The organism is Maribacter sp. Asnod2-G09 (genome assembly GCF_045063795.1).
Classification (GTDB): Bacteria; Bacteroidota; Bacteroidia; order Flavobacteriales; family Flavobacteriaceae; genus Maribacter.
The window spans coordinates 904,160-929,382 of record NZ_JBEFOA010000004.1; the positions used below are offsets into that span (position 1 = coordinate 904,160).

The 25,223-nt window shown below is 34.6% G+C and carries 26 protein-coding genes and 1 tRNA gene; 12 read left to right on the plus strand and 15 right to left on the minus strand.

What is annotated here, in order from left to right:
• Window positions 1-174 precede the first annotated feature (174 nt).
• The 3 genes from ACJJVT_RS10975 to ACJJVT_RS10985 all read left to right on the plus strand — a co-directional run bounded on the left by ACJJVT_RS10975 (window position 175) and on the right by ACJJVT_RS10985 (window position 2,953).
• Window positions 175-513: a P-II family nitrogen regulator gene (locus ACJJVT_RS10975; protein ID WP_133672409.1), complete on the plus strand. Its 339-nt coding sequence runs from the start codon at window positions 175-177 to the stop codon at window positions 511-513.
• Window positions 514-545: 32 nt separating this feature from the next.
• Window positions 546-1,784, plus strand: coding sequence for an ammonium transporter (locus ACJJVT_RS10980; RefSeq protein WP_405398638.1), 1,239 nt, complete (start codon window positions 546-548; stop codon window positions 1,782-1,784).
• 95 nt (window positions 1,785-1,879) lie between these two features.
• Window positions 1,880-2,953: an outer membrane beta-barrel protein gene (locus ACJJVT_RS10985; RefSeq protein ID WP_405398640.1), complete on the plus strand. Its 1,074-nt coding sequence runs from the start codon at window positions 1,880-1,882 to the stop codon at window positions 2,951-2,953.
• A gap of 84 nt (window positions 2,954-3,037) precedes the next feature.
• Here the strand turns inward: ACJJVT_RS10985 and ACJJVT_RS10990 are convergent, their stop codons facing one another.
• The gene (locus ACJJVT_RS10990; protein WP_405398643.1) at window positions 3,038-3,682 is read right to left on the minus strand and encodes a DUF1684 domain-containing protein; all 645 of its coding nucleotides are present in this window, start codon (window positions 3,680-3,682) and stop codon (window positions 3,038-3,040) included.
• An 89-nt stretch (window positions 3,683-3,771) separates the two neighbouring features.
• Between ACJJVT_RS10990 and ACJJVT_RS10995 the strand changes: the two genes are divergently transcribed.
• Window positions 3,772-4,515 (plus strand): DJ-1/PfpI family protein, encoded by a 744-nt coding sequence (locus tag ACJJVT_RS10995; RefSeq protein WP_405398644.1) that lies wholly within the window; start codon window positions 3,772-3,774, stop codon window positions 4,513-4,515.
• On the opposite strand, the gene ACJJVT_RS11000 is transcribed toward ACJJVT_RS10995, so the two are convergent.
• Together ACJJVT_RS11000 and ACJJVT_RS11005 are read right to left on the minus strand one after the other, a co-directional pair.
• Complete coding sequence (locus ACJJVT_RS11000) at window positions 4,502-5,914, minus strand: alpha/beta hydrolase (protein WP_405398646.1); 1,413 nt, start codon at window positions 5,912-5,914, stop codon at window positions 4,502-4,504. The genes ACJJVT_RS10995 and ACJJVT_RS11000 overlap by 14 nt on opposite strands.
• A gap of 106 nt (window positions 5,915-6,020) precedes the next feature.
• Window positions 6,021-6,470, minus strand: coding sequence for an Lrp/AsnC family transcriptional regulator (locus tag ACJJVT_RS11005; protein WP_405398648.1), 450 nt, complete (start codon window positions 6,468-6,470; stop codon window positions 6,021-6,023).
• A 178-nt stretch (window positions 6,471-6,648) separates the two neighbouring features.
• On the opposite strand from ACJJVT_RS11005, the gene ACJJVT_RS11010 reads away from it, so the two are divergent.
• The 3 genes from ACJJVT_RS11010 (at window position 6,649) to ACJJVT_RS11020 (ending at window position 8,663) form a co-directional block, all read left to right on the plus strand.
• Window positions 6,649-6,978 carry a hypothetical protein gene (locus ACJJVT_RS11010; RefSeq protein ID WP_244534027.1) on the plus strand — a complete coding sequence of 110 codons (330 nt, stop codon included), beginning with the start codon at window positions 6,649-6,651 and terminating at the stop codon, window positions 6,976-6,978.
• Window positions 6,979-7,063: 85 nt separating this feature from the next.
• On the plus strand, window positions 7,064-7,915 hold the full coding sequence (gene purU / locus ACJJVT_RS11015) for a formyltetrahydrofolate deformylase (protein WP_303598059.1): 852 nt from the start codon (window positions 7,064-7,066) through the stop codon (window positions 7,913-7,915).
• A 31-nt stretch (window positions 7,916-7,946) separates the two neighbouring features.
• Window positions 7,947-8,663, plus strand: coding sequence for a DUF4197 domain-containing protein (locus tag ACJJVT_RS11020; protein WP_303598058.1), 717 nt, complete (start codon window positions 7,947-7,949; stop codon window positions 8,661-8,663).
• Window positions 8,664-8,860: 197 nt separating this feature from the next.
• Here ACJJVT_RS11020 and ACJJVT_RS11025 read toward each other — a convergent pair whose 3' ends face one another.
• Window positions 8,861-9,643: an alpha/beta fold hydrolase gene (locus tag ACJJVT_RS11025; RefSeq protein ID WP_405398651.1), complete on the minus strand. Its 783-nt coding sequence runs from the start codon at window positions 9,641-9,643 to the stop codon at window positions 8,861-8,863.
• Between the two features lie 225 nt (window positions 9,644-9,868).
• Here ACJJVT_RS11025 and ACJJVT_RS11030 point away from each other — a divergent pair, with 225 nt between their 5' ends.
• Window positions 9,869-10,060, plus strand: coding sequence for a hypothetical protein (locus ACJJVT_RS11030; RefSeq protein WP_405398653.1), 192 nt, complete (start codon window positions 9,869-9,871; stop codon window positions 10,058-10,060).
• Here the strand turns inward: ACJJVT_RS11030 and pyrF are convergent.
• The 6 genes from pyrF to ACJJVT_RS11060 all read right to left on the minus strand — a co-directional run bounded on the left by pyrF (window position 10,052) and on the right by ACJJVT_RS11060 (window position 17,093).
• Window positions 10,052-10,873: an orotidine-5'-phosphate decarboxylase gene (pyrF, locus tag ACJJVT_RS11035; protein WP_405398654.1), complete on the minus strand. Its 822-nt coding sequence runs from the start codon at window positions 10,871-10,873 to the stop codon at window positions 10,052-10,054. The genes ACJJVT_RS11030 and pyrF overlap by 9 nt on opposite strands.
• Window positions 10,874-10,876: 3 nt before the next feature.
• The gene (prfA, locus tag ACJJVT_RS11040; protein ID WP_405398656.1) at window positions 10,877-11,953 is read right to left on the minus strand and encodes a peptide chain release factor 1; all 1,077 of its coding nucleotides are present in this window, start codon (window positions 11,951-11,953) and stop codon (window positions 10,877-10,879) included.
• Window positions 11,954-12,061: 108 nt separating this feature from the next.
• On the minus strand, window positions 12,062-13,048 hold the full coding sequence (locus ACJJVT_RS11045) for an FAD:protein FMN transferase (RefSeq protein WP_405398657.1): 987 nt from the start codon (window positions 13,046-13,048) through the stop codon (window positions 12,062-12,064).
• Between the two features lie 90 nt (window positions 13,049-13,138).
• Complete coding sequence (locus ACJJVT_RS11050) at window positions 13,139-13,582, minus strand: ubiquinol-cytochrome c reductase iron-sulfur subunit (RefSeq protein WP_405398659.1); 444 nt, start codon at window positions 13,580-13,582, stop codon at window positions 13,139-13,141.
• Window positions 13,583-13,634: 52 nt separating this feature from the next.
• Window positions 13,635-14,813 carry an AIR synthase related protein gene (locus ACJJVT_RS11055; protein WP_405398661.1) on the minus strand — a complete coding sequence of 393 codons (1,179 nt, stop codon included), beginning with the start codon at window positions 14,811-14,813 and terminating at the stop codon, window positions 13,635-13,637.
• A 93-nt stretch (window positions 14,814-14,906) separates the two neighbouring features.
• Window positions 14,907-17,093, minus strand: coding sequence for a glutamine synthetase III (locus ACJJVT_RS11060; RefSeq protein WP_405398662.1), 2,187 nt, complete (start codon window positions 17,091-17,093; stop codon window positions 14,907-14,909).
• A 186-nt stretch (window positions 17,094-17,279) separates the two neighbouring features.
• On the opposite strand from ACJJVT_RS11060, the gene ACJJVT_RS11065 reads away from it, so the two are divergent.
• Window positions 17,280-18,302, plus strand: a complete 1,023-nt coding sequence (locus ACJJVT_RS11065) for a glutamine synthetase beta-grasp domain-containing protein (protein WP_405398664.1) — start codon at window positions 17,280-17,282, stop codon at window positions 18,300-18,302.
• A gap of 88 nt (window positions 18,303-18,390) precedes the next feature.
• On the opposite strand, the gene ACJJVT_RS11070 is transcribed toward ACJJVT_RS11065, so the two are convergent.
• Window positions 18,391-19,329: a calcium/sodium antiporter gene (locus tag ACJJVT_RS11070; protein WP_405398666.1), complete on the minus strand. Its 939-nt coding sequence runs from the start codon at window positions 19,327-19,329 to the stop codon at window positions 18,391-18,393.
• 581 nt (window positions 19,330-19,910) lie between these two features.
• On the opposite strand from ACJJVT_RS11070, the gene ACJJVT_RS11075 reads away from it, so the two are divergent.
• Window positions 19,911-20,063 (plus strand): SsrA-binding protein, encoded by a 153-nt coding sequence (locus ACJJVT_RS11075; RefSeq protein WP_405398668.1) that lies wholly within the window; start codon window positions 19,911-19,913, stop codon window positions 20,061-20,063.
• Here ACJJVT_RS11075 and ACJJVT_RS11080 read toward each other — a convergent pair.
• Complete coding sequence (locus ACJJVT_RS11080; RefSeq protein ID WP_405398670.1) at window positions 20,060-20,572, minus strand: adenine phosphoribosyltransferase; 513 nt, start codon at window positions 20,570-20,572, stop codon at window positions 20,060-20,062. The genes ACJJVT_RS11075 and ACJJVT_RS11080 overlap by 4 nt on opposite strands.
• 76 nt (window positions 20,573-20,648) lie before the next feature.
• On the opposite strand from ACJJVT_RS11080, the gene ACJJVT_RS11085 reads away from it, so the two are divergent.
• Both ACJJVT_RS11085 and ACJJVT_RS11090 read left to right on the plus strand, forming a co-directional pair.
• Window positions 20,649-20,722, plus strand: a tRNA-Arg gene (locus ACJJVT_RS11085).
• Between the two features lie 230 nt (window positions 20,723-20,952).
• Window positions 20,953-21,615, plus strand: coding sequence for a phage integrase SAM-like domain and Arm DNA-binding domain-containing protein (locus ACJJVT_RS11090; RefSeq protein ID WP_405398671.1), 663 nt, complete (start codon window positions 20,953-20,955; stop codon window positions 21,613-21,615).
• Window positions 21,616-21,794: 179 nt separating this feature from the next.
• Here the strand turns inward: ACJJVT_RS11090 and ACJJVT_RS11095 are convergent, their stop codons facing one another.
• The 3 genes from ACJJVT_RS11095 to ACJJVT_RS11105 all read right to left on the minus strand — a co-directional run bounded on the left by ACJJVT_RS11095 (window position 21,795) and on the right by ACJJVT_RS11105 (window position 25,182).
• Window positions 21,795-22,436, minus strand: coding sequence for a bifunctional 4-hydroxy-2-oxoglutarate aldolase/2-dehydro-3-deoxy-phosphogluconate aldolase (locus ACJJVT_RS11095; RefSeq protein WP_405398674.1), 642 nt, complete (start codon window positions 22,434-22,436; stop codon window positions 21,795-21,797).
• Complete coding sequence (locus tag ACJJVT_RS11100; RefSeq protein ID WP_405398675.1) at window positions 22,426-23,379, minus strand: 2-dehydro-3-deoxygalactonokinase; 954 nt, start codon at window positions 23,377-23,379, stop codon at window positions 22,426-22,428. Before ACJJVT_RS11100 ends, ACJJVT_RS11095 begins: the two co-directional genes overlap by 11 nt.
• 111 nt (window positions 23,380-23,490) lie before the next feature.
• Window positions 23,491-25,182, minus strand: a complete 1,692-nt coding sequence (locus ACJJVT_RS11105) for a sodium:solute symporter family protein (RefSeq protein ID WP_405398677.1) — start codon at window positions 25,180-25,182, stop codon at window positions 23,491-23,493.
• Window positions 25,183-25,223: the final 41 nt, after the last annotated feature.

Sequence of the window (25,223 nt, forward strand, 5' to 3'; positions counted from 1 at the left end):
CAAATCTGCTTTTCCTCTTCTTGGTATCTTCAGTAATTTCATGTTTAAATAACGATACCCTAATTTTTTAGGGGTATATATTATCATACTGATAAAAATCAGTATTCAGACCCTATTATTTTTAGGGTCTGAACTTTATTAACATATATTTGGCAGTATCAAAAACTTATTCAAATGAAAAAAATCGAGGCAATTATCAGAAAATCAAAGTTTGACGATGTCAAAGAGGCGTTGCACAACATTGAAGTTAACTTCTTCAGTTACTGGGATGTAACAGGAGTAGGAAATGAAAAAGAAGGTCACGTTTATCGCGGTATCTCTTACAGTACTACCGATATTCAGCGCAGGTACTTAACCATTGTAGTATCAGACGACTTTCTTGAAAAAACAGTCAACGCTATTCTTACAGCTGCATACTCTGGTAATGTAGGTGACGGTAAAATTTTCGTTTCTGAGGTACTTGAAGCATATAGAATAAGAACCAAAGAAGACGGATTAGCAGGTATCAACTAAACCAAAAACTAAATAACTAAAAACTAAACGAAATGGACGCAGGATTATTTACAGCAAATAACGTATGGATGATGTTGGCTACCGCATTGGTATTCTTCATGCATACAGGCTTTGCCTTTTTAGAAATTGGCTTAACCAGACAAAAAAATACAATAAACATATTATTTAAGAACATCTTTATTATTACAGGTGGTCTATTACTTTATTACGCTTGGGGTTTCAATTTAATGTACCCAGGTTTCGAAGATGGAGATATGGGAATATTAAAATTTGCAGGCTTCGGTATTGCTGCCCCAGAAGGCGGAATGACTGCTGAATATGCAGACGGAGGCTACACATGGTGGACAGATTTTCTTTTTCAAGGAATGTTCGCAGCAACAGCAGCTACAATTGTATCTGGTGCAGTGGCTGAACGTATGAAAATTGGTGCTTTCATGATATTCACCGTTATATACGTAGGTTTAGTATACCCAATAGTAGGTGCTTGGAAATGGGGTGGAGGATTCTTGGATTCTTGGGGATTCTACGATTTCGCAGGTTCAACATTAGTACACTCAGTAGGTGGATGGGCTGCTTTAGTAGCAATCTTCTTATTAGGTTCTAGAATCGGAAAATTCGGTAAAGATGGTAAGCCAAACGCAATACCAGGTCATAGTATACCAATGGCTACTGCCGGTGTATTAATATTATGGTTAGGTTGGTTCGGTTTTAACGGTGGCTCAGTACTATCTGCAGATCCAGAATTAACTTCTCTAGTATTGGTTACCACAAGTTTAGCAGCTGCAGCTGGTGGTTTTGGCGCAATGATTACATCAACAATACTTTACAAAAATTTAGATTTAACCATGTTCTTAAATGGTATTCTAGGTGGACTAGTAGGTATCACAGCCGGTGCAGATTTAATGTCACCTAATGAAGCTGTCGTTATTGGTTTCATCGCTGGTATCATCATCGTTGGTGGTGTAGCATTAGTAGATAAAATTAAATTAGATGATCCTGTAGGTGCTGTAGCAGTTCACTTAATCTGTGGTATTTGGGGAACATTAGCTGTAGGTATCTTCGGAAACCTAGCAAGCGGAGCTCAATTCATGACGCAACTATACGGTGTATTAATCGTAGGTGGGTTCTGTATTGTAACCTCTGGTATCATCTTAGGTGTACTTAAAGCAACTATCGGTCTTAGAGTTTCTAAAGAAGAAGAAGTTGAAGGCTTAGATATTCATGAGCACGGTATGGATGCTTATGCAGATTTTAGAATGAATCAACACTAAAAAAATACGGAGCGTTTTGCAGAACGCTCCGTTACATAACCTATCAATAAATTACTCAAATTAATTCATCCCCTACGGGGTAAAAATCAAAATTTATGAAAACGATTATTAATACAAAGTACGTAAAAAATATTTTCGCAACAGGTCTTATGCTTTTTGCAGCTGCTGGTGTAGTAGCTCAAGAAGAGGAAGAAACAACTCCTAGTTTTACTTTAAGCGGATCAATAGATGCATATTACAGAGCAAATTTAAATGGTGATAACTCTGCACCAGGTGGTGTACCAAATGCAGCACCAGGTTCATCTTTTGCTAATTTACCTGGTTTTGCACTAGGAATGGCAAATGTAGTTGCTGGTTATGAAGGAGAAAAAGCAGGTTTTGTTGCTGATTTAGTTTTTGGTCCTAGAGGAACAGATGCTATTTTTGCATCTCCTATATATTCTGCTACTGGCAACATAGTTAATCAGCTTTATGCTTACTGGAATGTTAGTGATGATGTTACGTTAACTTTTGGTAATTTCAATACTTTTTTAGGTTACGAAGTAATTTCTCCAACAGCTAATTTTAACTACAGTACTTCTTATTTATTTTCTTACGGTCCTTTTTCTCATACAGGTTTAAAAGCTGACTTTGCTTTATCTGATGACTTTAGCTTAATGTTAGCGGTTATGAACCGTACAGATATTACTGAGTTAAATATGGATGGAAAATATGCATATGGCGCACAACTAGGGTACAGTGGACAATACCTTAACTTCTTAGCTGATAATGGTGCTTTTGAAATTGACTATACAGGTGGATTTGATCTTTCTGATGATTTCTTTTTAGGATTGAACGCTGCATATTTTGATGGTGGAGATGATGCTGCAGGATTTGCAGGTGTTGCTTTATACCCTCAATTAGCTACTTCTGAAGACTTTACAATTGGTCTAAGAGGTGAATACTTTACTGAGCTAGATGGCGAATTTGGAGCAATAGGAACTGGTGTTGAAGAATCAAGCGTATTTGCAGTTACATTAACAGGTAGCTATTCAGTTGATAATTTAACTATTAAACCAGAATTAAGATTAGATTCTGCTTCTGATGATTCATTTTTCTTTGCTGACAGTGATTTAAACCCACAAAAAAGCTTATCATCTTTTGTACTTGCAGCTATCTACTCTTTCTAAGTAGTTGATAATATTAATGGTTGATTTTATAGTTTAAGTTTTAAAACCTCGGCAATACCTGCCGAGGTTTTTATTTTTTACAACTTAATGTTCAAATGCCTTCACCCCTACTTTAATTTCAGTATCTAAATTATTAACGGCAGGCACTAAAGGACAACTAAACTTTTTGTTATAAGCACAGTACGGATTGTAAGCTTTATTAAAATCAAGAATAATTGTATTGCCTTCAGGAATTCTTAAATCTAAATAACGACCACCACCATAAGTTTCTTCGCCATTCGTATTATCTGTAAAAGGCAAAAACAAATAATCTTCATATTTCTCTTGAGTAATTAAATCTGGAGATTGGTAAATTTCCAATTCATAAGCTTTTCCATTAATAGAAAACTTAGCAACACCATAAACAACCTCTGTAGATTCTCTACCTGTAGTAGTTGGCATTGAAAACGGCAATGCTTCGGGTGTTCTTACCAACTGTGCTTCAATTACGTAATTAGTATCTGGCGCAAAGAAATCTAAAGTTTCAAATTTTATTCGGAAACGATCCGCTAAAGGAGAAGTTTCTGGATCCTTAAATTCAGCATTCAATTCTTCTTGAAATAATAAAATATCGGCTAATTTATCTGATGTTACCGTAGCTGCTATATCGTTCTTTACATCATGATATTTTTTTTCTTGTCCGCATGAAACAAACATTCCTAAAACTAAAACCGCAATACATAATCTCATATCTCTAACTTTACACTTCAAAAATACAATTTATTCATTGTACCTTTTTTTACTTATAATCGTACTTTAGAACCTTATACTTTTTAAATATGAAATTTACCTATATTTTACCACTATTTCTTATCATCTTAATAAGCTGTCAAGAGAAAAAATCGACAGTTGAAAAAGAAATAATCGCTGAAGATGTTAGAATAAAGCCCGAGCTAAATCCTGAAAGCTACAATGTTGCTTTTCTTATTATGGATGGTACTTTCAATTCTGAATTTACGGCACCTTTCGATATTTTTCAGCATACAAAATATAGAGAGAATATTAAGGCTATGAACACTTTTATTGTTGCCAATACATTAGAACCCATAACCACTTTTGAAGGGGTGCGCATTCTTCCAGATTACGATTACACGAAAGACGATTTACCTCAAATAGACATATTGGTAGTGCCCAGTGCAGAGCATTCAATGGATAGTGATTTAAAAGACACAGCTATGTTAGATTTTATCAAAAAGGTTGATAAAAGTGCGCTATATATGACTAGCCATTGCGACGGAGCATTCCCCCTGGCAAAAGCGGGAATTTTAGATTCGGTTGCATCGACGACTTTCCCCAGTGATGTGGAGAATTATAGAAAGATGTTTCCTAATCTGAATATAAAAGATAATGTATTATTCGTTCACGACGGAAAGTATATAACCTCAGCCGGTGGAGCAAAAAGCTTTGAAGCTGCACTATATTTATGCGAAGTGCTGTACGGAAAAGAGATTGCCAAATCTCTAGCTAAAGGATTAGTTATTGATTGGGATGTAGAAAAGGTACCACACCTTACTGTTCAATAACATCATATCTAGCACCTTTCAAGTACTTTTCTACCACCTCATTAAACTCAGGCATAATTTTAAATAAAGATGTATATTCTAACGAATACAACTCTTCTTTATTTGTGTATCCAGTTTTTAAAAGTTCTTCTAAATAGAATAAGGCCGTACCGTAATCTTCCATTTTAGAACTCATGGATATGACTTTTAAATAACCATCATGCTCTGCAGGTGCAGTTATGGTTTTTATCATGTATAATAAATTTAAAGCCTCAAAATCTACTTTCTCATCAGCTGCTATATAATCTATATTATCAGAAACTAAGGCATTAATATAACCTCTTAATCTACTTGACATCTGACGCTCGAACAAATTAGAACTCTTATCTAATTTATTTAATTCTTCCATTTGAAAATTCCACCATCCTAAGTTAGCATAGTTGTATGAAATAATATCTTCCTCTAAATAGTATCCGTAATCTTCTTTCGTGAATGACTCCTTTAAAAAATAACTATTTTGACTTCTATTAGCCTGTCTAAAAGAAGTACTACGTTTTAAAACTTTTTGAGAAGCCTTTAAAGAATCTAATTTCATTAAAGGATAGAAAATTTTCTCCATATCAAACATTTGATATGTAGCTAAAAGTGGCTTCTGGTTTGATACACTCTTATTTACATCGACCAAAAACTCATCGTATGAACTTTTTATTAAACTATCGTTACGCTTTATATGACCTTTAGCCATACTGGTCAATGTCAACATTCTAAACGCTTTCGCAATTATCTCTTTCTCTGGTAGATTTCGAGGGCCATCAAATACCAATAATTCATTTGGAAATTTTAATTTATTCAGCACCTGCTTGGTATTGTACATTGAAGTGAAATTATAATCTGACCTATTGACCAAACCAATAAACTGAAAAGGTTGTTTTGTATTTAATATTTCAACATTACCAACCGATGCACCAATAGAAATAACACCTTTTATTTCTCGAACAAACGTAGGTAAAATAGATGCGAACATTGCACCACTTTCAAACCCTGCAGTATAGGTTCGATTTTTTGCAGTAGGTATCGTACTAAAAACAGCATTAAACATTCTATTCGCAATGAGCACGTTTTCAGATATAGCGAGTGAATCACTTAGATTATTAGAACTTGCCAAAACATAGCCTTCTTGCTCAGCAGCATTAATTAAAATTGAAACAGCTGCCTTGCCCTTCCCTTTCAAATCCATCACAAAAGCAACAGGCCAAGGTCTATTTACCTCAAAATTAGCAGGTAAATAAAGTGAATATGTTTCATTTACAGTATCATTTACAACCAAATTCTCTGTAATGGCACCTCTCAAAAGTCTAAGCTCTTGAGAATACACAACCGAAGAAATTAAAACGAAGGCAAGGAGTAGTATTTTTTTCATCATTTATTTTATATCAAAAATCTAGCCAAAATAATTATCAATAAACAGTCTTTTTAAATTGAATTACAAATTACCAAAAGCTAGTTAAAACAATTAAATAAAAATTCTATTTTATCTTGTGCATTGGCGCATTCGAAATAACCTGCGATAAAACAATATGCGTTCTAGTTTCTCCATATTGAATTAGTTGATCAATAAACTTTTCTAAATGAAACTGATCTTTTAAAACAACCTCCATAACAATATTCTCATTTCCGGTAATTCGATAACAATTTATGACTTCTTCTAAAGTAAGAACCACAGACAAAAATGGTTTTAATTTTCCCATAAAAGCGCGCAATGTTATAATGGCTTTTAATTGATGACCCGTCAACGCATGAGACACGGTAGCCTTATAACCCTGTATAATACCAAGATCTTCCATTTTCTTAACACGTTCAGCAACTGCAGGTGCTGTGAGCCCTACGGCACGACCAATATTTGCAAATGATTCTCTTGCATTATCTTGCAATTGTTTCAGTATTTTCCAATTAAGCTCGTCTATCTTTGGATTCAAAAGTTTTTCTGTTTAATTTTTTATTATCAAAGGTAAAAATACAAATTACGTTTGTATTCGATAGAAAATTTACAAATAACTAACGTAATTTTATGTGACGCTAATTACACCCCACATAATGGCATATCGAAGTTTAAAACATTTACCTATTTATAGGAAAGCATTGGAACTCTGCACCATGAGCAGAGAAATTGCGTCGTACGTATCTTTCAATAAAGATCTCATGCGCCTTTGCGAATCGAAAAGCCTTAGAGATATTATGGCTAATTCTATTTTAACCGATTCTATTCTTATACCTCAAAAAATCGCACAAGTAGAATATTCTAATTGCAGCAATGAACGTTTAGAAACCATTTCTTACATCAACATTATCATTAGAAATATCAACTCGTACTGTATGGGTTTAGAGAAGCATGGTGTTAAAGAAACCGAGTATATTAATCTACTAAGAAAAGAAATTAAAAGTTTCAGAAAGTCATATAAGGTTTGGAAATCTGAACACTCTTAATTAATCTAAATTCTTCTCAAAATACAAGTTATAGCAGGCATTTTAAGAATTATGGCCTATTTTTGATGCTATAATTAGAATTCCATTGAAAACAACAATTTTAATCCATTGTCCGGATCAAGCAGGTATTATATGTACCGTAACCGGATTCATTAGCAGAAACAAAGGCAACATCGTTTACCTTGACCAGCATGTAGACAAACCAGCTAACGTATTTTTTATGCGTACCGTTGTTGAATTTGAAGAAGATTTTTCCGACTTGGATCACTTTAAAGCTCTTTTTCAAAAAGAGTTAGCTTCCACGTATAACATGCAATGGAGTATTCACACAGACGATAAATTACCCAAAATGGCTATTTTCGTTTCTAAGTACAAGCATTGTCTTTACGACCTATTAAGTAGATACCGTTCTGGTGAATTAGAGGTTGAAATACCTTTTATATTAAGTAACCATAATGACTTAAGACATATAGCTGATCAATTTAATATTCCTTTCTTTCATGTTCCGTTCACAAAAAAGAACAGAGTTGAAGCAGAAAAAGAACAGTTGGCTCTATTAGAAAAGCATGATATCAACTTCATCGTATTGGCTAGATATATGCAAATCGTTAGTGGAACACTTATAAATAAGTTCCCTAATAAGATTATAAATATTCACCATTCATTTTTACCAGCATTTGCAGGAGCAAAACCTTATCACGCAGCTTTTAAAAGAGGTGTAAAAATTATCGGTGCAACGAGTCATTATGTAACAGAAGAGCTAGATGCAGGTCCGATTATTGAGCAAGATGTAACCACGGTAACCCACTCCCATTCCATTAAAGATTTCATTGCCAAAGGTAGAGATTTGGAAAAAATCGTGCTTTCAAGAGGTGTAAAACTTCATATTGCACGTAAAACGATGGTCTACAACAATAAAACCGTAATATTCTCGTAAGTACAATAGACCCTAAATAAATTTCATTAAGATGATAAAAAAAGTAAGCTTAGCCATATGCATGTTACTAGCTGTTTCTTGTGCAGAATTACAACAGGTAGTAAATCAATTACCAACTTCTACAGAAGGCGTTTTAAGTAACGATGCCATTGCAAACGGATTAAAAGAAGCATTAGACCTAGGTATTGAAAAACAGGTTAGCAAATTAACTGCAACTGACGGTTTCTACAAAAATGAGTTAGTAAAAATACTTTTACCTGAAGATTTACAAAAGGTAGATAAGACTTTACGCGATATAGGTTTAGGTAGCTTAGCAGATGAAGGACTAAAAGTTTTAAATCGTGCAGCTGAAGATGCTGTTTCTGAAGCAACTCCAATTTTCGTGAATGCTGTAAAGGATATGTCTTTCGTAGATGCCAAGAATATACTTTTGGGAAGCAATGACGCTGCAACTTCTTATTTGGAAACAAAGACGAATACAGAATTGTATGCAAAATTCAATCCGGTAATAAACGAGTCTTTTAAAAAGGTAGGTGCAGATAAAATTTGGAGCTCGATTATTACGAAATATAATGCTATACCACTTACAAACAATGTAAATCCTGATTTAACAGATTACGTTACCGAAGAAGCCCTTGCTGGTGTATATAAAATGATAGCTGTAGAAGAAGAAGAAATTAGAACAAAGTATTCATCTAGAACAACAGATGTACTGAAAAAAGTATTCGCACTACAAGATAAAAAGTAGATTTTTAACAACCTTTACAATAACTTAAAAAGTTATGCGTTAAAAACTAAAGAACAGTATTAAAACATTCATTTTCAATTTTTTGAGTTAGTTATTTTTTGAGTTAGTTAGTTAAAAACCGGTGGGAGCATCGGTTTTTTTTGTTTTAGACTTTTTCAAAGAGCGAAAAAGATAATATCAATTTATTAAAGATTCAATTAGCCTTGTTGTGCTAAATATGCTACAACCTTTTCATTAAAAAAATTGGGTTGCTCTACATTTACTACGTGACCACAGTCTTCAACCACTATTAGCTCAGAATTGTGATGCAATTTTACAATTTTACGAATACTAGGCAAAAACAGATAATCTTCTTCACCCATTACATAAAGCGTAGGTATTTTAATATCTGCAGATCTAAAAAATTGCAGTAGCGGATTAATCTCTGAAGTAAGTTTAAACCAACGAATAAATTCTTTTTGATACAATTTCTTTGCTTCGCGAACAAAAAGCAATCTAGACTCTCTATGGTTCTTATTTGGCATTATAATAAATGCAAAAAACTTATACAACCATAAATAAGGTATCACAGTTTTAAACACGACACCAAGTTTAATAAGTATTTGAGAACGTAAATTGAGCTTCATAATAGCACCACCCATAACCATACTCTCAACTCGTTCAGGATGGTTTTCTGCTAAATTTCTAATAAGTATAGTACCTAATGAAATACCTACAAAGTGCGATTTCTCAATCTTTTCATGATCAATAACCTCAACGATATCATTGGTAATGACATCGAAAGTATATTTTTCATCAAAAACATTCTTAAGACTAGGCTTAGAATTACCATGCCCTCGCAAATCTAAAAGCAATACATTAAAATGCTTTTTAAATTCTCGAATTTGCTTATACCATATCGAAGAACTACCTCCTGCACCATGCACAAAGGTGACCCATGTAGTAGAAGTTTCATGTGGATATGTTATATAATGAAGCAAATTAAATGTTTATTTAAAATTCAGTTAATCTACAATGTATTAATTCTTTTTGACATAGCATTTAGGAAAATCAAAATTCAATTAAAACCCCCGCTCTTTTATGTTTTAATGTGCAGAATTGTTAAAAAAAAGACATATTACCTATTAATTAGATGTATAGCTCAACATACCCACGTCCAAAACTTGATTCTGAACGTATATTTGTAAGAACATAAATTTAGTATAATGAACAAGCAGTATTGTAAGGTAGGATCGGTAACACCAATGGAAGCAAATAATGATATCATCAGCTTATTGGAGTATCAATATCAGACTTTTTTAGAAAAAGCTTCTACCATTCAGTCAAACACTCAATTAGGAGAGTTTTTCGAATCAAAAGCTCAGAAAATCAAAAGAACACTAGAAGATTTAGTTTAATTTTTCTAGCTCTATTTTCATAGCTTCTTGCAATTCTTTAGCCTTAGACTTGGCTGCATCTGCAAAATTTTCTTGATCAGAGGCATATATTATTCCGCGTGAAGAATTAATTAGTAGACCAATATCTTTGGTCATACCATATTTACACACATCTTTCAAGCTTCCGCCTTGCGCACCAACACCAGGTACCAATAAAAAACTATTAGGTACTATTTCGCGAATTTCTTTAAGATATTCAGCCTTGGTTGCCCCTACTACGTACATTAAGTTCTCAGAACCTTTATAAGTCGTAGAAACAGATAGCACTTCTTTATAAAGTTCTACCCCATCTATCTTTTTTGTCTGAAAATCAAAAGCACCTTCATTTGAAGTTAGTGCCAATAAAATAGTATGCTTATCCTTAAAGGCTAAAAAAGGCTCAACAGAATCTCTCCCCATATAAGGAGCTATAGTTATGGAATCAAAATTTAAATCTTCAAAAAAAGCCTTAGCATATCTTGTAGAAGTATTACCTATATCTCCCCTTTTAGCATCTGCAATGGTGAAAATATCAGGATAATTAGCATTTAAATATTTAATCGTTTTACGCAATGCCGACCAACCTTGCACTCCGTATGCTTCATAAAAAGCTATATTCGGCTTATATGCGACACACAATTCATGAGTAGCATCTATAATAGCTTTATTGAAAGAGAAAATAGGATCTTCTTCTTCTAATAAAAATGCAGGAATTTTTTCTAGATCGGTATCTAAACCAATACATAAAAAAGATTGTTTTTTATGTATTTGATCTACTAACTCTTGAGTAGTCATAAATTAAAATATCTCAGAGGCTTCCCTCAATTTCTCCGTATTCTCTACAAAACTTAATTCGTCTATTATTTTTTGAATATCACCATCAATAATATTAGACAAATCATATAAAGTAAGACCTATTCGGTGATCGGTAACTCTACCTTGTGGGTAGTTATATGTTCTAATCTTTGCAGAACGGTCACCACTACTAACTTGAGAATTTCGTTTAGCGGCATCTTCTTCTTGTTTCTTTGCCAATTCTAAATCGTACAATCTAGAACGAAGTACCCTAAATGCCTTGTCCTTATTTTTATGTTGCGATTTTTGATCTTGACATTGCGCTATCAATCCGGTTGGTATGTGTGTTAAACGAACAGCAGAATATGTTGTGTTTACAGACTGACCACCAGGACCAGAAGAACAGAAAAAATCTATTCTTACATCTTTAGGGTCTATTTGCACATCAAATTCTTCAGCCTCAGGTAAAACCATAACCGTAGCTGCACTGGTATGTACTCGACCCTGTGTTTCTGTTTGAGGCACGCGTTGTACACGGTGTACACCGGCTTCAAATTTTAAAGTTCCATAAACATTAGTACCAGAAACCTCGAACTGAATTTCTTTATAACCACCACTAGTACCTTCACTAAGGTCGATTACGTTAGTTTTCCATCCTTTGCCCTCACAATACTTTGTGTACATTCTAAAAAGGTCTCCGGCAAAAATACTAGCTTCATCTCCACCCGTTCCAGCTCTGATTTCTACTACTACATCTTTTGCATCTTCTGGATCCTTCGGAATCAACATTAATTTAATATCCTCTTCAAGCTTCGGCAATCCGCCTTTAGCCTCTTCCATTTGCATTTTTGCCATTTCAAGCATTTCTGCATCACTTCCATCAGCGATAATCTCTTCGGCTTCGGCAATATTATTGGTAAGCTCAAGATATTCTTCTCGCTTATCCATTAAATCTTTAAGATCTTTATATTCTTTTGTGAGTTTTACATATTTCTCTTGGTCAGATATAATATCTGGCTGAATTATAAGGTCTGAAACCTCATCAAAACGTTGTTTTACTATGTTTAACTTGTCTATCATATGCTTACTTCACTTGTATGGCAAATTTACAATAAAATTACAGACACACTAAAACGATTATTACGGTAAGAATTAAAAAATGAGAAAGTGATGCTATATAAATGACATCTAATTAAGCAATATACCATTGCTTTTATGCATTTTATTATTGCTATCAACAATAATTACCTCGGTATCACCTAATTGATTAACAAGAGCAAGTCCTGCATCAATACCCATTACAAAAATAGAAGTAGCCAAAGCGTCTGAAGTTTCGGCACTTTTAGCAAAAACCGATACACTATTAATACCCGTTGCCGGATACCCTGTTTTCGGATTTATAATATGCGTGTATTTTTCATTACCTGATAATATAAAATTACCATCGCCACCAGTGGTTGCCACAGAGGACTCTAAAATAGGAATCCAAGAAGATATACCGCCTTTTTGATCAGGATTCACAACCCCTATAAGCCACTTATCTCCCGTTACCTTTGTACCCCAAGTAGTAATATCACCATCTATATTTATGATGCCCGCCTTTACCTCATTAGAAACTAATAAAGCTTTAGCCTTATCTGCTGCAAAACCTTTGCCAATACCACCAAAGGAAATTCGCATTCCCCTTTTGTTCAAAAAAACCGTTTGATCTTTACTGTTTAATATGATGTTTTTATACCCAATTTTACTCTTTATCGCATTTACCTCATTTGAAGTTGGTATGGCATCCATAGAGCCATCGAGTTTCCAAATATCATTTAATGCTGTAAATGTAATATCAAAAGCACCATTAGTTATTTCAGATAATAGAATGGACCGCTCGATAAGTTTATACAGCTCCCAACTTACAGGTACAGGTTTAATACCTGCATTTTTATTCACCAAGCTTGTTTCAGATTCCTCATCCCAAGAAGAAATGAGTTTTTCTATTCTTTGTACTTCTGCCAATGCCTCTTGTATATAAATATACCCAAGCTCTTCATCTTCAGAAATTACGGTAATATCAAATTCACCGCCCATTACCTCGTAAGACTTCTTAACTGTTACGTACTGTTTCTCTTGACCATACGCAAAGCAGGTCAATAGACATAAAATTAAGACATAAAATTTCTTCACTTACTTTCTCTATTTGGTGGTAAATATTGACATAAAGAATTAATAAGTTAGGTTGGTGTAGTTATGGTTTACGAATTAGTAGTGTGATGTTTATTCAAAAACACGCAATATAGATCCCTCTAAGCTAGTATTATAAATTTTCAATGACTTAGAAGTACTATTCGGAATTTCATTTAAAGGCGAACCAGTTTGCGAAAATTTAGATCCGTGTACATCGCAATAGAATATACCACCATCTTGATTAACAAATCGTACTTGATCGTATTGCTCGTGGCTACATATTTGAGTTGCAGCAACAAATTCACCTTCAAGGTTCTTAACAACAACTACTAAATTTTTGAGAATAAAACCTCCGTTATTAGCCAGCTTTGCAGCTTCAGAAGACTCAAGGTCGATGGTAAAATCTACATCGGTTGGCTGGGCTACAATATCACCTTCTACTTCGCTATCTTTTGAACAGCTTCCTAAACAAGGAAAAGTAATTGCAAATGCTGCACCCGCACCAAGTGTTCGTAAAAATTTTTTTCTTTCCATAGCAAGATAGGTTTATACAAAAAGAACGATTTATTTACCCTAATCGTATGTGTTAATACACAAAGGTGCCATACTTACTTGAAATTGTTAGTTTTTTCGAATCTGACGCCTCTACCCTACCGATAATTTGAGCATTTACACCAAAACTTTTTGAAATTTCAATGATATCATTTGCTACATCTTCAGGAAGATAAAATTCTAATCGATGACCACAATTGAATACTTTATACATCTCTTTCCAATCTGTACCTGACTGTTCTTGAATCAATTGAAAAAGCGGTGGCACATCAAATAAATTATCTTTTACCACATGTAGTTCATCGATAAAGTGAAGAATTTTAGTTTGCGCCCCTCCACTACAATGAATCATTCCGTGGATTTCTTTTGAACTATATTTTGAAAGTATTTTTTTAACGATAGGTGCATACGTTCTTGTTGGCGACAATACTAATTTACCTGCATCGATAGGCGAATTCTCAACCGTATCGGTCAACTTCACATTACCAGAATAAACAAGATCTTTAGGTACCTCGGCATCAAAACTTTCAGGAAATTTTTCAGCTAAGTAATTCGAAAAAACATCATGGCGGGCAGAAGTAAGTCCGTTACTTCCCATTCCTCCATTATACTCCTTCTCATAATTGGCTTGACCGAAAGACTCTAAACCAACAATTACATCACCTGCTTTAATATTGGCATTATCAATAACATCAGTCCTTTTTAATCTAGCGGTAACCGTAGAATCTACAATAATGGTTCTTACCAAATCACCAACATCAGCAGTTTCACCACCAGTAGAATGAATGGTAATACCAAATTCACCTAAATCATTGATCAATTCTTCAGTACCATTTATAATTGCAGAAAGTACTTCACCAGGAATTTTATTTTTATTTCTACCAATAGTAGAAGAAAGCATAATATTATCAGTTGCCCCAACACAAATAAGATCATCGATATTCATAATCAATGCATCTTGAGCAATACCTTTCCACACAGAGATATCTCCGGTTTCTTTCCAGTACATATATGCCAAAGAAGATTTAGTACCCGCACCGTCTGCATGCATTACTAAGCAATACTCTTCATCTCCCGTTAAGTAATCAGGAACGATTTTACAAAACGCTTTCGGAAAAAGACCTTTATCAATATTCTTTATCGCATTGTGTACATCTTCCTTTGAAGCTGACACGCCGCGTTGCTGATATCTTTCACTGCTTGATGTGGACATAATTTAGATTTGTGGCAAAAATAAGGGAATCATTAAAACTGCCACTGCTGTTCAGCTTAATATTCCCTCAATTTTTTCAATTACGAATTTGACTTACTGAATAAATAATAATTCTCTATACTTTGTTAACGGCCATAAGTTGTTGTCCATCAGTTTTTCTAGTTTATCACTATGTATTCTAATCTCAACAAAATATGGTTTTACATTATGGCAATATGCTTCAGCCTTCTTCTTCGTATCTTTCAAAGAATTTGCCTTTTTACGAGCATCTGCCATGGCATCTACCATTTTTTTAATACCTACTACATGCTCGGCAATTTCTTCGATCATGGTCAATTGCCCCTCAGAGAATTTTTTATGAGCTGCACCATAAATTTCTTTCAATCCCGATACGTTTTTAATCAACTTATTTTGATATTCTAACGCTGCAGGCATTATATAACCATACACCAACTCATTATACACTCTACCCTCTATCTGTAGATGCATAATATAATTTTCTAAATCTACCTCTTGGCGAGCACTAACCTCAACCTCACTCATAACGTTCATTGACTCAAATAGCGCAATACTATTCTTTGATGTCAAAACTTCTAATGCCTCTGGCGTATTTTTATTATTACTTAACTTTCTTCTTTTGGCTTCATTTTCCCAGTCGGTACTATAACCGTCACCATCAAAACGAATTCTTTTAGATGTTTTAATATATTCACGAAGCACATTAAAAACAGCTTCGTCTTTTTTCAAGCTTTTCTTATCGATCAATACATCGACCTCCTTTTTGAAATCTTTTAATTGCTTCGCAACTATAGTATTTAATATAGTCATTGGCTTGGCACAATTCATTTTTGCACCCACACCACGCATCTCAAATTTATTTCCTGTAAAAGCAAAAGGCGATGTTCTGTTACGATCGGTATTATCCATCAATATTTCCGGAATTTTACCTACCACGTTCAGCTTCAGCTCTGTTTTTTCCTCGGGAGATAATTTCCCTTTAGAAACTCCTTCCAATTCATCAAGAACGTTGCTTAATTGCGAACCAACAAAAATTGAAAATATAGCCGGTGGTGCTTCATTAGCCCCTAAACGATGGTCGTTACCTGCCGATGCAATTGAAGAACGCAAAAGCTCTTCGTATGTATCAACCGCTTTAATGGTATTTATAAAAAAGGTCAAAAATTGAAGGTTTTTCATTGGTGTAGAACCCGGACTCAATAAATTAACTCCCGTATCTGTTGCTAATGACCAGTTGTTATGTTTACCAGAACCATTAATACCAGCAAAAGGTTTCTCATGAAAAAGTACCTTAAGATGATGTTTATCTGCAATCTTATCCATCACATCCATCAATAACAGATTATGATCAATAGCTAGATTGGCCTCTTCAAAAACAGGAGCTAATTCGAACTGATTCGGTGCAACCTCATTATGTCTCGTTTTAACAGGAATACCCAATTTGGTGCATTCTTTTTCTAAATCGCTCATAAAACTTAACACGCGACTCGGTATTACTCCGAAATAATGATCATCTAACTGCTGCCCTTTTGCCGGTGTTTCACCAACCAAAGTGCGACCCGTCATCATAATATCTGGTCTAGAATGTGCAAGAGCTTTGTCAATTAAAAAATATTCTTGCTCCCAACCCAATGTAGCATTAACCTTGGCGACGGTTTTATCAAAATACTTAGCTACTGCAGTTGCTGCATCATCAACAGCACCTAAAGCCCTTAACAAAGGTGCTTTATTATCTAAAGCTTCACCCGTATAAGAAACAAAAACAGTCGGTATACATAATGTAGTACCATAAATAAAAGCTGGTGAAGATGGATCCCAAGCGGTATACCCCCTTGCCTCGAACGTATTTCTAATTCCGCCACTTGGAAAACTAGAAGCATCTGGTTCTTGCTGCACCAATTGTCCGCCTCCAAACTTCTCTAATGCCGTACCATCTGGCAAAAGATCAAAAAATGCATCGTGCTTTTCAGCTGTAGAACCTGTTAATGGTTGAAACCAATGTGTATAATGCGTAGCACCCATGGTAATTGCCCAACCTTTAATAGCCTCGGCAACTTGATCTGCTATTTTTCTATCAATTTTAGAACCTGAAACCATAGCACCCTTTAAACTCTCTAAGGCATCTTTGGTAAGATATTGCAGCATCTTTTTTTCATTGAAAACGTTGACACCGAACAACTCAGAACGTCGACCTTTTTCCTCAATTGCAATACTTTGTCTCTTCTGACTTTCGGCTATGGCAGTAAATCTTGATGATTTCATATGTAAATACATTGTTAATTTGACAAAATTACGTTCAATAAATATAAATATGATAAAATACCCAATAAAAAATAGGGGTAGAAAACAGAAAATTTAATTTTTCAACATTAACCCCCTAAAAAAACGTAACCAAATCATAAAAAACATATTTTTGTTTGTCTTTTATTAAAAAATAACGAACATATTATGGCTAAAATTAAATTAGAATATATCTGGTTAGATGGATATTTTCCGACTCAAAACCTGAGGAGCAAAACTAAGGTAGAAGAACACGAAGATTTCAAAGGTACATTAGAAGAGCTAGACAACTGGTCTTTTGATGGATCTTCAACGAAACAAGCTGAAGGTGGATCATCTGACTGCTTATTGGTACCTGTAGCTATATACCCAGACCCTGCTAGGATAAACGGTTATTTAGTTATGACAGAAGTTATGAATGCAGACGGAACTCCGCATGTATCTAATGGAAGAGCTACAATTGATGATGAAGATGACGATTTCTGGTTCGGTTTTGAGCAAGAGTATTTCATTATGGATACCAAAACACAATTACCTTTAGGTTTCCCAATTGGTGGTTACCCTGCACCACAAGGTATGTACTACTGCTCTGTAGGTGGTAAAAATACACATGGTAGAGGTTTAGTTGAAGAACATGCTGATCTTTGTATCGATGCAGGTTTAAATTTTGAAGGAATTAACCAAGAGGTTGCTTCTGGACAATGGGAATATCAATTATTTGCAAAAGGCGCTAAAAAAGCCGGTGATGAAATCTGGATTTCTAGATACCTTTTAGACAGATTAACTGAAAAATATGGTTACTATATCGATTACCATCCAAAACCATTAGGAAAAGACATGGATTGGAATGGATCTGGTATGCATGCAAACTTCTCTAACACGACATTAAGAACTTGTGGTTCTAAAGATACTTACGCGGCTATCTGCGAATCTTTCCGTCCGTTTGTTAAAGAACACATTGCTGTTTATGGTGAGTTTAACGACCAACGTTTAACTGGTTTACATGAAACTGCAGCTATTACAGATTTCTCTTGGGGAGTTTCAGATAGAGGAGCTTCAATACGTATTCCAATTATTGCTGTTGAAAAAGGATATAAAGGATGGTTAGAAGACAGAAGACCTGCTTCAAATGCTGATCCATATAAAATTGCAGCTAGAATTATTAAGACGGTTAAAACTGCAAAGATTTAATACCAAATTAATTGTTGATTATACTAAAAACGCCTTGGAATCTTTCCAGGGCGTTTTTTTATTGATAGTATTTTAAAAATAATATTACTTATCCAATAGTCACATATATAAAGGCTAGATAAACACTAATCAATATTAAACCATCTCTCCAACCCAACCTCAATCCTTTAGGTATAAAAACTAATGGAAGAATTAGGAAAGATATGCCTAACATCCAGAAGATATCATTTGTCAAAAGACCCTGATCCATAACGGTAATTGGTGTAATTATAGAGGTTATACCTAATACAGCAAGCAGGTTGAAAATATTAGAACCAATTAGATTTCCTAAAGAGATTGCTTTTTCTTTCTTTATCACTGCAATTATAGACGCTGCAAGTTCAGGAATACTTGTACCGACAGAAACTATCGTTATACCTATTACACGCTCACTTACACCAAAAACAGTTGCCATACCCACTGCACCATTAATTAACATCTCAGAACCTCCCCAAAGGGCACCACCACCTAAACCTAAAAATAAAGCCGTCTTATAGGTAGGCATCATAACATCTGGTTCATCTTCTTCATCTATAACCGCAGGCTTTTGAAAACGTAACAGATATACCAAGAATAGAAAAAGAAAGACTACCATTATTATACCTTCATATTGCACGAGTACTCCGTCAAAGTATATAAAGAAGAAAAACAATAAAGAAGCAAGCATCATTACAGGCCAGTCAGTAGTATAGAAACTCTTACTTACATCTATAGGGCTCAACAAAATAGTAATAGCAAGCACTAAACCTAGGTTAGCTATATTAGATCCCACTACGTTACCAAGTGCCAAATCTGGAAATCCGTCCAGAGCTGCATTAATACTGACAATAAGTTCTGGTGCCGATGTCGCGAATGACACCACTGTCATACCTATTACTATTTTCGGAATTTTAAGTTTTAACGATAAATCTACCGCAGCTTTCAATAACCAGTTTCCACCTGCTATTAATAATACGAGTCCACCAACGATGAATAAGAAATCTTGCATGAAAAGAATTTTGGCAAATATAAATAGAAGATACGTGATGGCATATGACAATTGATGTCATCTAAATTTTAAAACTAAATCTCCATTTAATATCGTGTTCCGATTTGTAAAAGACAATCCATTTTTGTTTGACAGGAATGAAAAGGCAGAAATTCATCACTTTTATAAAATATTTAGTCTACGATTCTCAAATCGGACAAGAAAACCCTCTACAATTATTACTAAATATAATCTAAAACAAAAATATAATTATGAAATGAAACTAAATTGTAGGTAACTTATTTTTAATTATAACACATTCCGTTTTTACAGTTACACATTAGCATTCGAATACATTATTTTAACAAATTTCATTTGTCGGAACAGTACTACAATGATATCTTTCGAGAACAATCAAACGAAATTTATCAACCACTAAAACTTTACTCTATGATTGCCCTAATAAAACTTCTTGTAATGCTAATTTTAAGTATAATAGTAACTCTGGTATATCAATAAATATTTATCATATCCTAAAACATAGAAACCTAGCGACTTGATCAATCGTTATGTTATTTATGTATTTTTGTTAAAATTTTAAATTGAAAAAGAAACTCTACAAACTAATTGCAAAGCTCAATAAAGCTCTTCTACCATCCTACAGTAAACAACGGTTAGATTTATCTAAGGCAAGTAAGTTACAATTGGCGCTTATCGGTTGGCGCTATTTGATTACCACAAAAGCATTAGATTAATATTTCATTAAAGATTTTACAGGGTAAGAATTTATTTTAGTACCACCTTCTAAAAAAGTTAATTCAATAAGAAAATTACATTGTACAATCTCTCCACCTAATTTTTCTATTAATTTACAGGTCGCATTCGCTGTACCACCAGTCGCTAACACATCATCATGTATTAAGACCCTATCACCTTTCTCTATTCCATCAATATGAATTTCTAAGGTATCGGTACCATATTCTAAATCGTAAGTTTCCCTAAGGGTCGCAGATGGCAACTTACCTGGTTTCCGAACAGGCACGAATCCGGCATTAAGCTTATCGGCTAGCAAGGGTCCGAATATGAATCCTCTACTTTCCATACCAACCACTTTGTCTATTTTTTGACCCTCTAGCAGCTCATAAAGTGCATTTGTCGTTTCTTTAAGAGCTTTAGGGTTTTGCAGTAACAAAGTTATGTCCTTAAAAACCACTCCTTCTTTAGGAAAATCGGGCACATCTCGAATTAAACTTTTAAAATCCATTTAATATTGTGTTCTTTATTTTGTGGTAAATGTAAAAAGAAATATATTTGCACCCCGTTAAGGGAAAAATAAATTCGGCCTCGTGGCGCAACTGAATAGCGCACTTGATTACGGCTCAAGAGGTTACAGGTTTGAATCCTGTCGAGGTCACAAGTTTAACTTACTAAAAGAGTCAAAACCCTGCAAATTTTATGATTTGCAGGGTTTGTTGGTTTTAAGGGCATCATATGAAATCAATTGATTTGATATGTATTGGCAACAAATCGACAACAAAAAAGTTAATCGACAACAATTGTTGTCGATTTGGCAAAACCGTTGTAATTTTAAAAGTATAGTTGATTTGACTTTCGTCTCTAATAATTAATTAAAAGACGACAACTATGAGTACTTCAAACACATTTTCAATCCTATTTTGGATTAATTCTTCACGTGCTAAAAATTACTTAACCACAGTTCAAGCCAGGATTACTGTAGATGGTAAAAGAGCAACCATTAGTCTTAAATTAAAAGCAGATATTCGTTCTTGGGATAATGAAAAACAACGAGCAAAAGGTAATAAAGAGAAATCTAGAAGGCTAAACCTCTATCTAGATCAGGTTTATGCTCAGCTTATACAATGTTATCAAGAATTGAGATTTAAAAACCAATTGATAACAGCCCAATTAATTAAAGCAACATATTTAGGTTTTGATGGTGACTCTAAAACTCTTTTAGAACTTATAAAATACCATAACAATAAAATTTCAAACACCCTTGCAGTAGGTTCGATTCGAAATTTTAGCATTACTGAAAACTATATAATCAAGTTTATAACTAAAGAGAAAAAGACAAGCAACATTTTTCTTAAAAAATTAGATTATAAATTTCTTTGCGATTTCGAATGCTATTTAGCCAATTGCTGGCCCAAAGGTCATCCAAAAGGTATGGGCCAAAATACAATCATGAAGCATATACAAAGGTTGAGAAAAATGGTAACCTTGGCATATCATATGGAATGGATAGATAAAGACCCTTTCGTTAGATGGAAACCTGTTTTTGCTTGAAACTATAAATCTATTTAATGGAGAATATCAACTTTAAAGTATGAACTCTTTCTATATTGAAATAACCTTGACTCAAGACGGAAATCAAATTTAGCTTTACAACGTATTACAGATAGGTAAAAGTTTGAACAATTATAGAAGCGATTTAAAACCATATGTTCGAATTAAATAGTTAGTTTTTATTTCACTTGAGTCTGTAATTTTACTTTCCTAAAATATTCTGCAAGACCTATAAAATTTTTTTCTTCTATTAACTTTTTATCGAAGAGAGAACTACCCATCCCCACCCCAAACACACCAGCTTCAAAAAAGGATTTAACATTCTCTAAAGTAACTCCACCGGTAGGCAAAAGTTTTATTTCATTAAGTGGGGCCGATATGTCCTTTATAAATTGGGTTCCAAGCTGAGTTGCAGGAAATATCTTTACAGCAGATGCCCCCAAACTCCATGCTTTGTATATTTCAGTTGGAGAAAAGGCACCAGTAAAAATAGGTATATTTTGCCCAACAGATTTAAGGATAACTGCTTCATCTATAATTGGGGTTACAATAAACTGGGCACCCGAACCTACAGCCATATCGTAATGTTCCATATTACAGACAGTACCTGCTCCTACATTGAGGTTGTGAAATTCACTCCTTAGTATTGAAATTATATCTGTAGCCCCAGCTGTATTCATGGTTATTTCAATGGTGTGAAGACCTGCCTTTAAATATGCATTGACTATATCCCGAATAACATTGATGGACACTCCTCTTACAATTCCAACAATAGGAGCATTATTGTATAGTTCCCAAGAAAATGAATTTTTATCTGACATGTTGTTCTAAAATTTTTCTCTGCCCAAATAGTAGGGCCGTTTCTATAAATTGTGGATCAAAACAAACGATTCGGTCCAAGGGCAGGAAAGATTTCAAGGCCAATTGGTACAATTCGTTCTGTATTCCGGTAACTGCAAGGTACACAGTTTCGTTTTTTTCCTTCAAATAGCTTAATTCTGCTCCTATTAACAATCCCGATAGAAAATAATAGTTTTCATTACTGGAAACATTATGTATTAAACTATTTGCCCTAATAGTAAATAAGGAGGCCATCTGTTGGTTGGCAATTCCTTTATTAACACCCTGAATAAAACTATCCTTAAATGACGAGCTCCATCCTACTTCTTCCACTGAAGCCGACAAAATACTGTGATTCCCTATAACCTCGAACAATTCGCCCGTCATATAGGTGGTAAAATCTATAAATCGCCCAGCATCAAAATAGATATGTTTGCTATGGGTGCCAGGTAATACCAGAATACCCTTTTCATCCCTAGGCAGATAATCAGTCAGTCCAATAGCTTGGATTTCTTCCCCTCTCATTACATCGCAATTTGTTCTAGCCCCAGAAATTAAAAGAAGGTCCAATTTATTATTGATTGAAAGCCAATTGCTTATTAGGTCTTCCCCACTAAAGGCAATGGGCAATTTGCAGTACTCCAATTCCTGCATCCCTAATGAGGAGGACAACATTCCAGAAGCAACCAAATAGTTGTTTTTTAATCTGTTTAAATCCAACTTTTCTAGCTGCCCCAACAAATAATCTGTAAAAAAAGCTTGCTGAGACCGTTCACTTTGAAGCTTAAATAACTGATAGCACTTTTTAATTCCTAAATCGGTCTTTATTTCGGACATCACCTTTAATGAATGGAAATCCACCAAACTGAGTCTAAAATTGGATGTCCCCCAATCACAACTAATAAATTTTTCTGGTAGCCCCATATTTCTTACAATACTTTAGTTGCCCTTTTTTTCAATAAGATAATCCTCAAATACATAAGCAAAGCAAACCACTTAAATAATTAGGCTATTAGAGCAGATAGATTATCAAGATTAAAGTTTTTTGTCCTTTAATATCATTTTTCTCATACCTAGGTGTATTAACAATGAAATGAGCAAAAGCCCAATACCAAGGATGGTTATAATCATTCTTCCACTATTGCTCATATAGGTAAGAAAAAACAGTCCTATTGCACAAATAACCAAACTTACGATAACAACTTTCCCCGGGAACGTGTCAAATGCTCGTGCTACCTCACCAGCCTTTAAATCCTCTATTGACGAGATGCGTAACTCTTCTATAGCATTCCACCCTTTGTCAACCTTGTTTTTACTAAATCGCTGAAATATAATTAGCATTAGAATGGGAAGCAAAACCCCCACTAAAACATCAATATCCTTACTTTGAATAGAAAGACCAAAGCGAAGAAAGGCACCAATTGCAAAACTCGTTAAGGTGACAATGCACATTTCTTTTATGCCGATCTTACGACTGAACATTCCCCACAAAGCAGGGGCCAACAAGGGCACTACCATTAAAGAGTTGATAGAGATTACAACTTTTTCAGCCCCACCCATAATCGGGACCAGTAGAGCGCCCATAATTAAGACCAGTCCGAGTATTGCGGTAAAAATGCGCCCCACTCTAACCAAGACTCTTCCCGATGCGTTCGGGTTCATTAATGGACGATAGAAATCGTTGGTTAAAACACCGGCAAAGACATTGAGTTGTGAACTTACCATACTTGCCGTGGCAGAGAACATTGCGGCAAACATAAGTCCTAAAACACCAACAGGCAAAACAGATTGAGCAGCCATTATATATGCTTGTTCCGGGTTAGCATTAGGGTTTACCCCTCTGTAAATCAGTGGAGGCAGTAACCATAAAATAGGTGTTACTAGGTACATAATCCCAAAAAGATAGGTTGATTTTTTTGCATCGGAAGGGGATTTAACAGCTAAAAAACGTTGAACAAAAGCCCATTCCGCCCCAATAATAAAAAAGTTAATGGTAACCCATCCAAATAAGAAAAACCATCCATAATCACCCGATGTAGGGGAGAAAAAAGTTTCTGGAAGGGTAGTTACCAATTCGTCAAAGTTATCAACTTTATCTATCATCAAAACGGCAACTAAGAATACAACTAATGTAAGAATGATAAATTGAACGACATCGGTCATTAGAACAGCCCATAAACCACCTATCATTGTGTACATAATAACGATCAATCCAAAAAATATAACCGCCCAAGTGAGGGATAGGTTTCCAGTGGCTGCATTCCTAAAAAAATTTCCCTCGTCCAAAGGGATTAAGGCTACTAAGACAATTGCTAGTGCATATAACGAAACCGCTACAGCCAACATTTTTTTTAGCAACATTGTCCAGGTATAAAAATGGAGCCCAATTTTTCCGAATCGTAAATTTATATATTCGGCCGGGGTGGTTACACCAAGCTGATTCCATTTGCCTGCCACAAAATACCCTGCCAATAAAGCAGCTATTCCATAACACATATTGATAAGTATCGCTACGATTCCTAATTTGTATGCAATCCCCCCCCAAACGACAAAAGTACCTGCTGAGAACATCGTCATAAAACCACTGAGTCCAGAAGCCCACCATGGTGCTTGTCTCCCTGCAGCAAACATATCTTTTTGGTTAGAGTTTCGCTTTGCAGATACTAAAGCAATGGCTAAAACTCCTAGAATATACAGTATTAGTGTATAGTAATCAAAACTTCTCATACTAGTATTATTTTATTTTAGAGGTAATCCGTTTTCTTTTT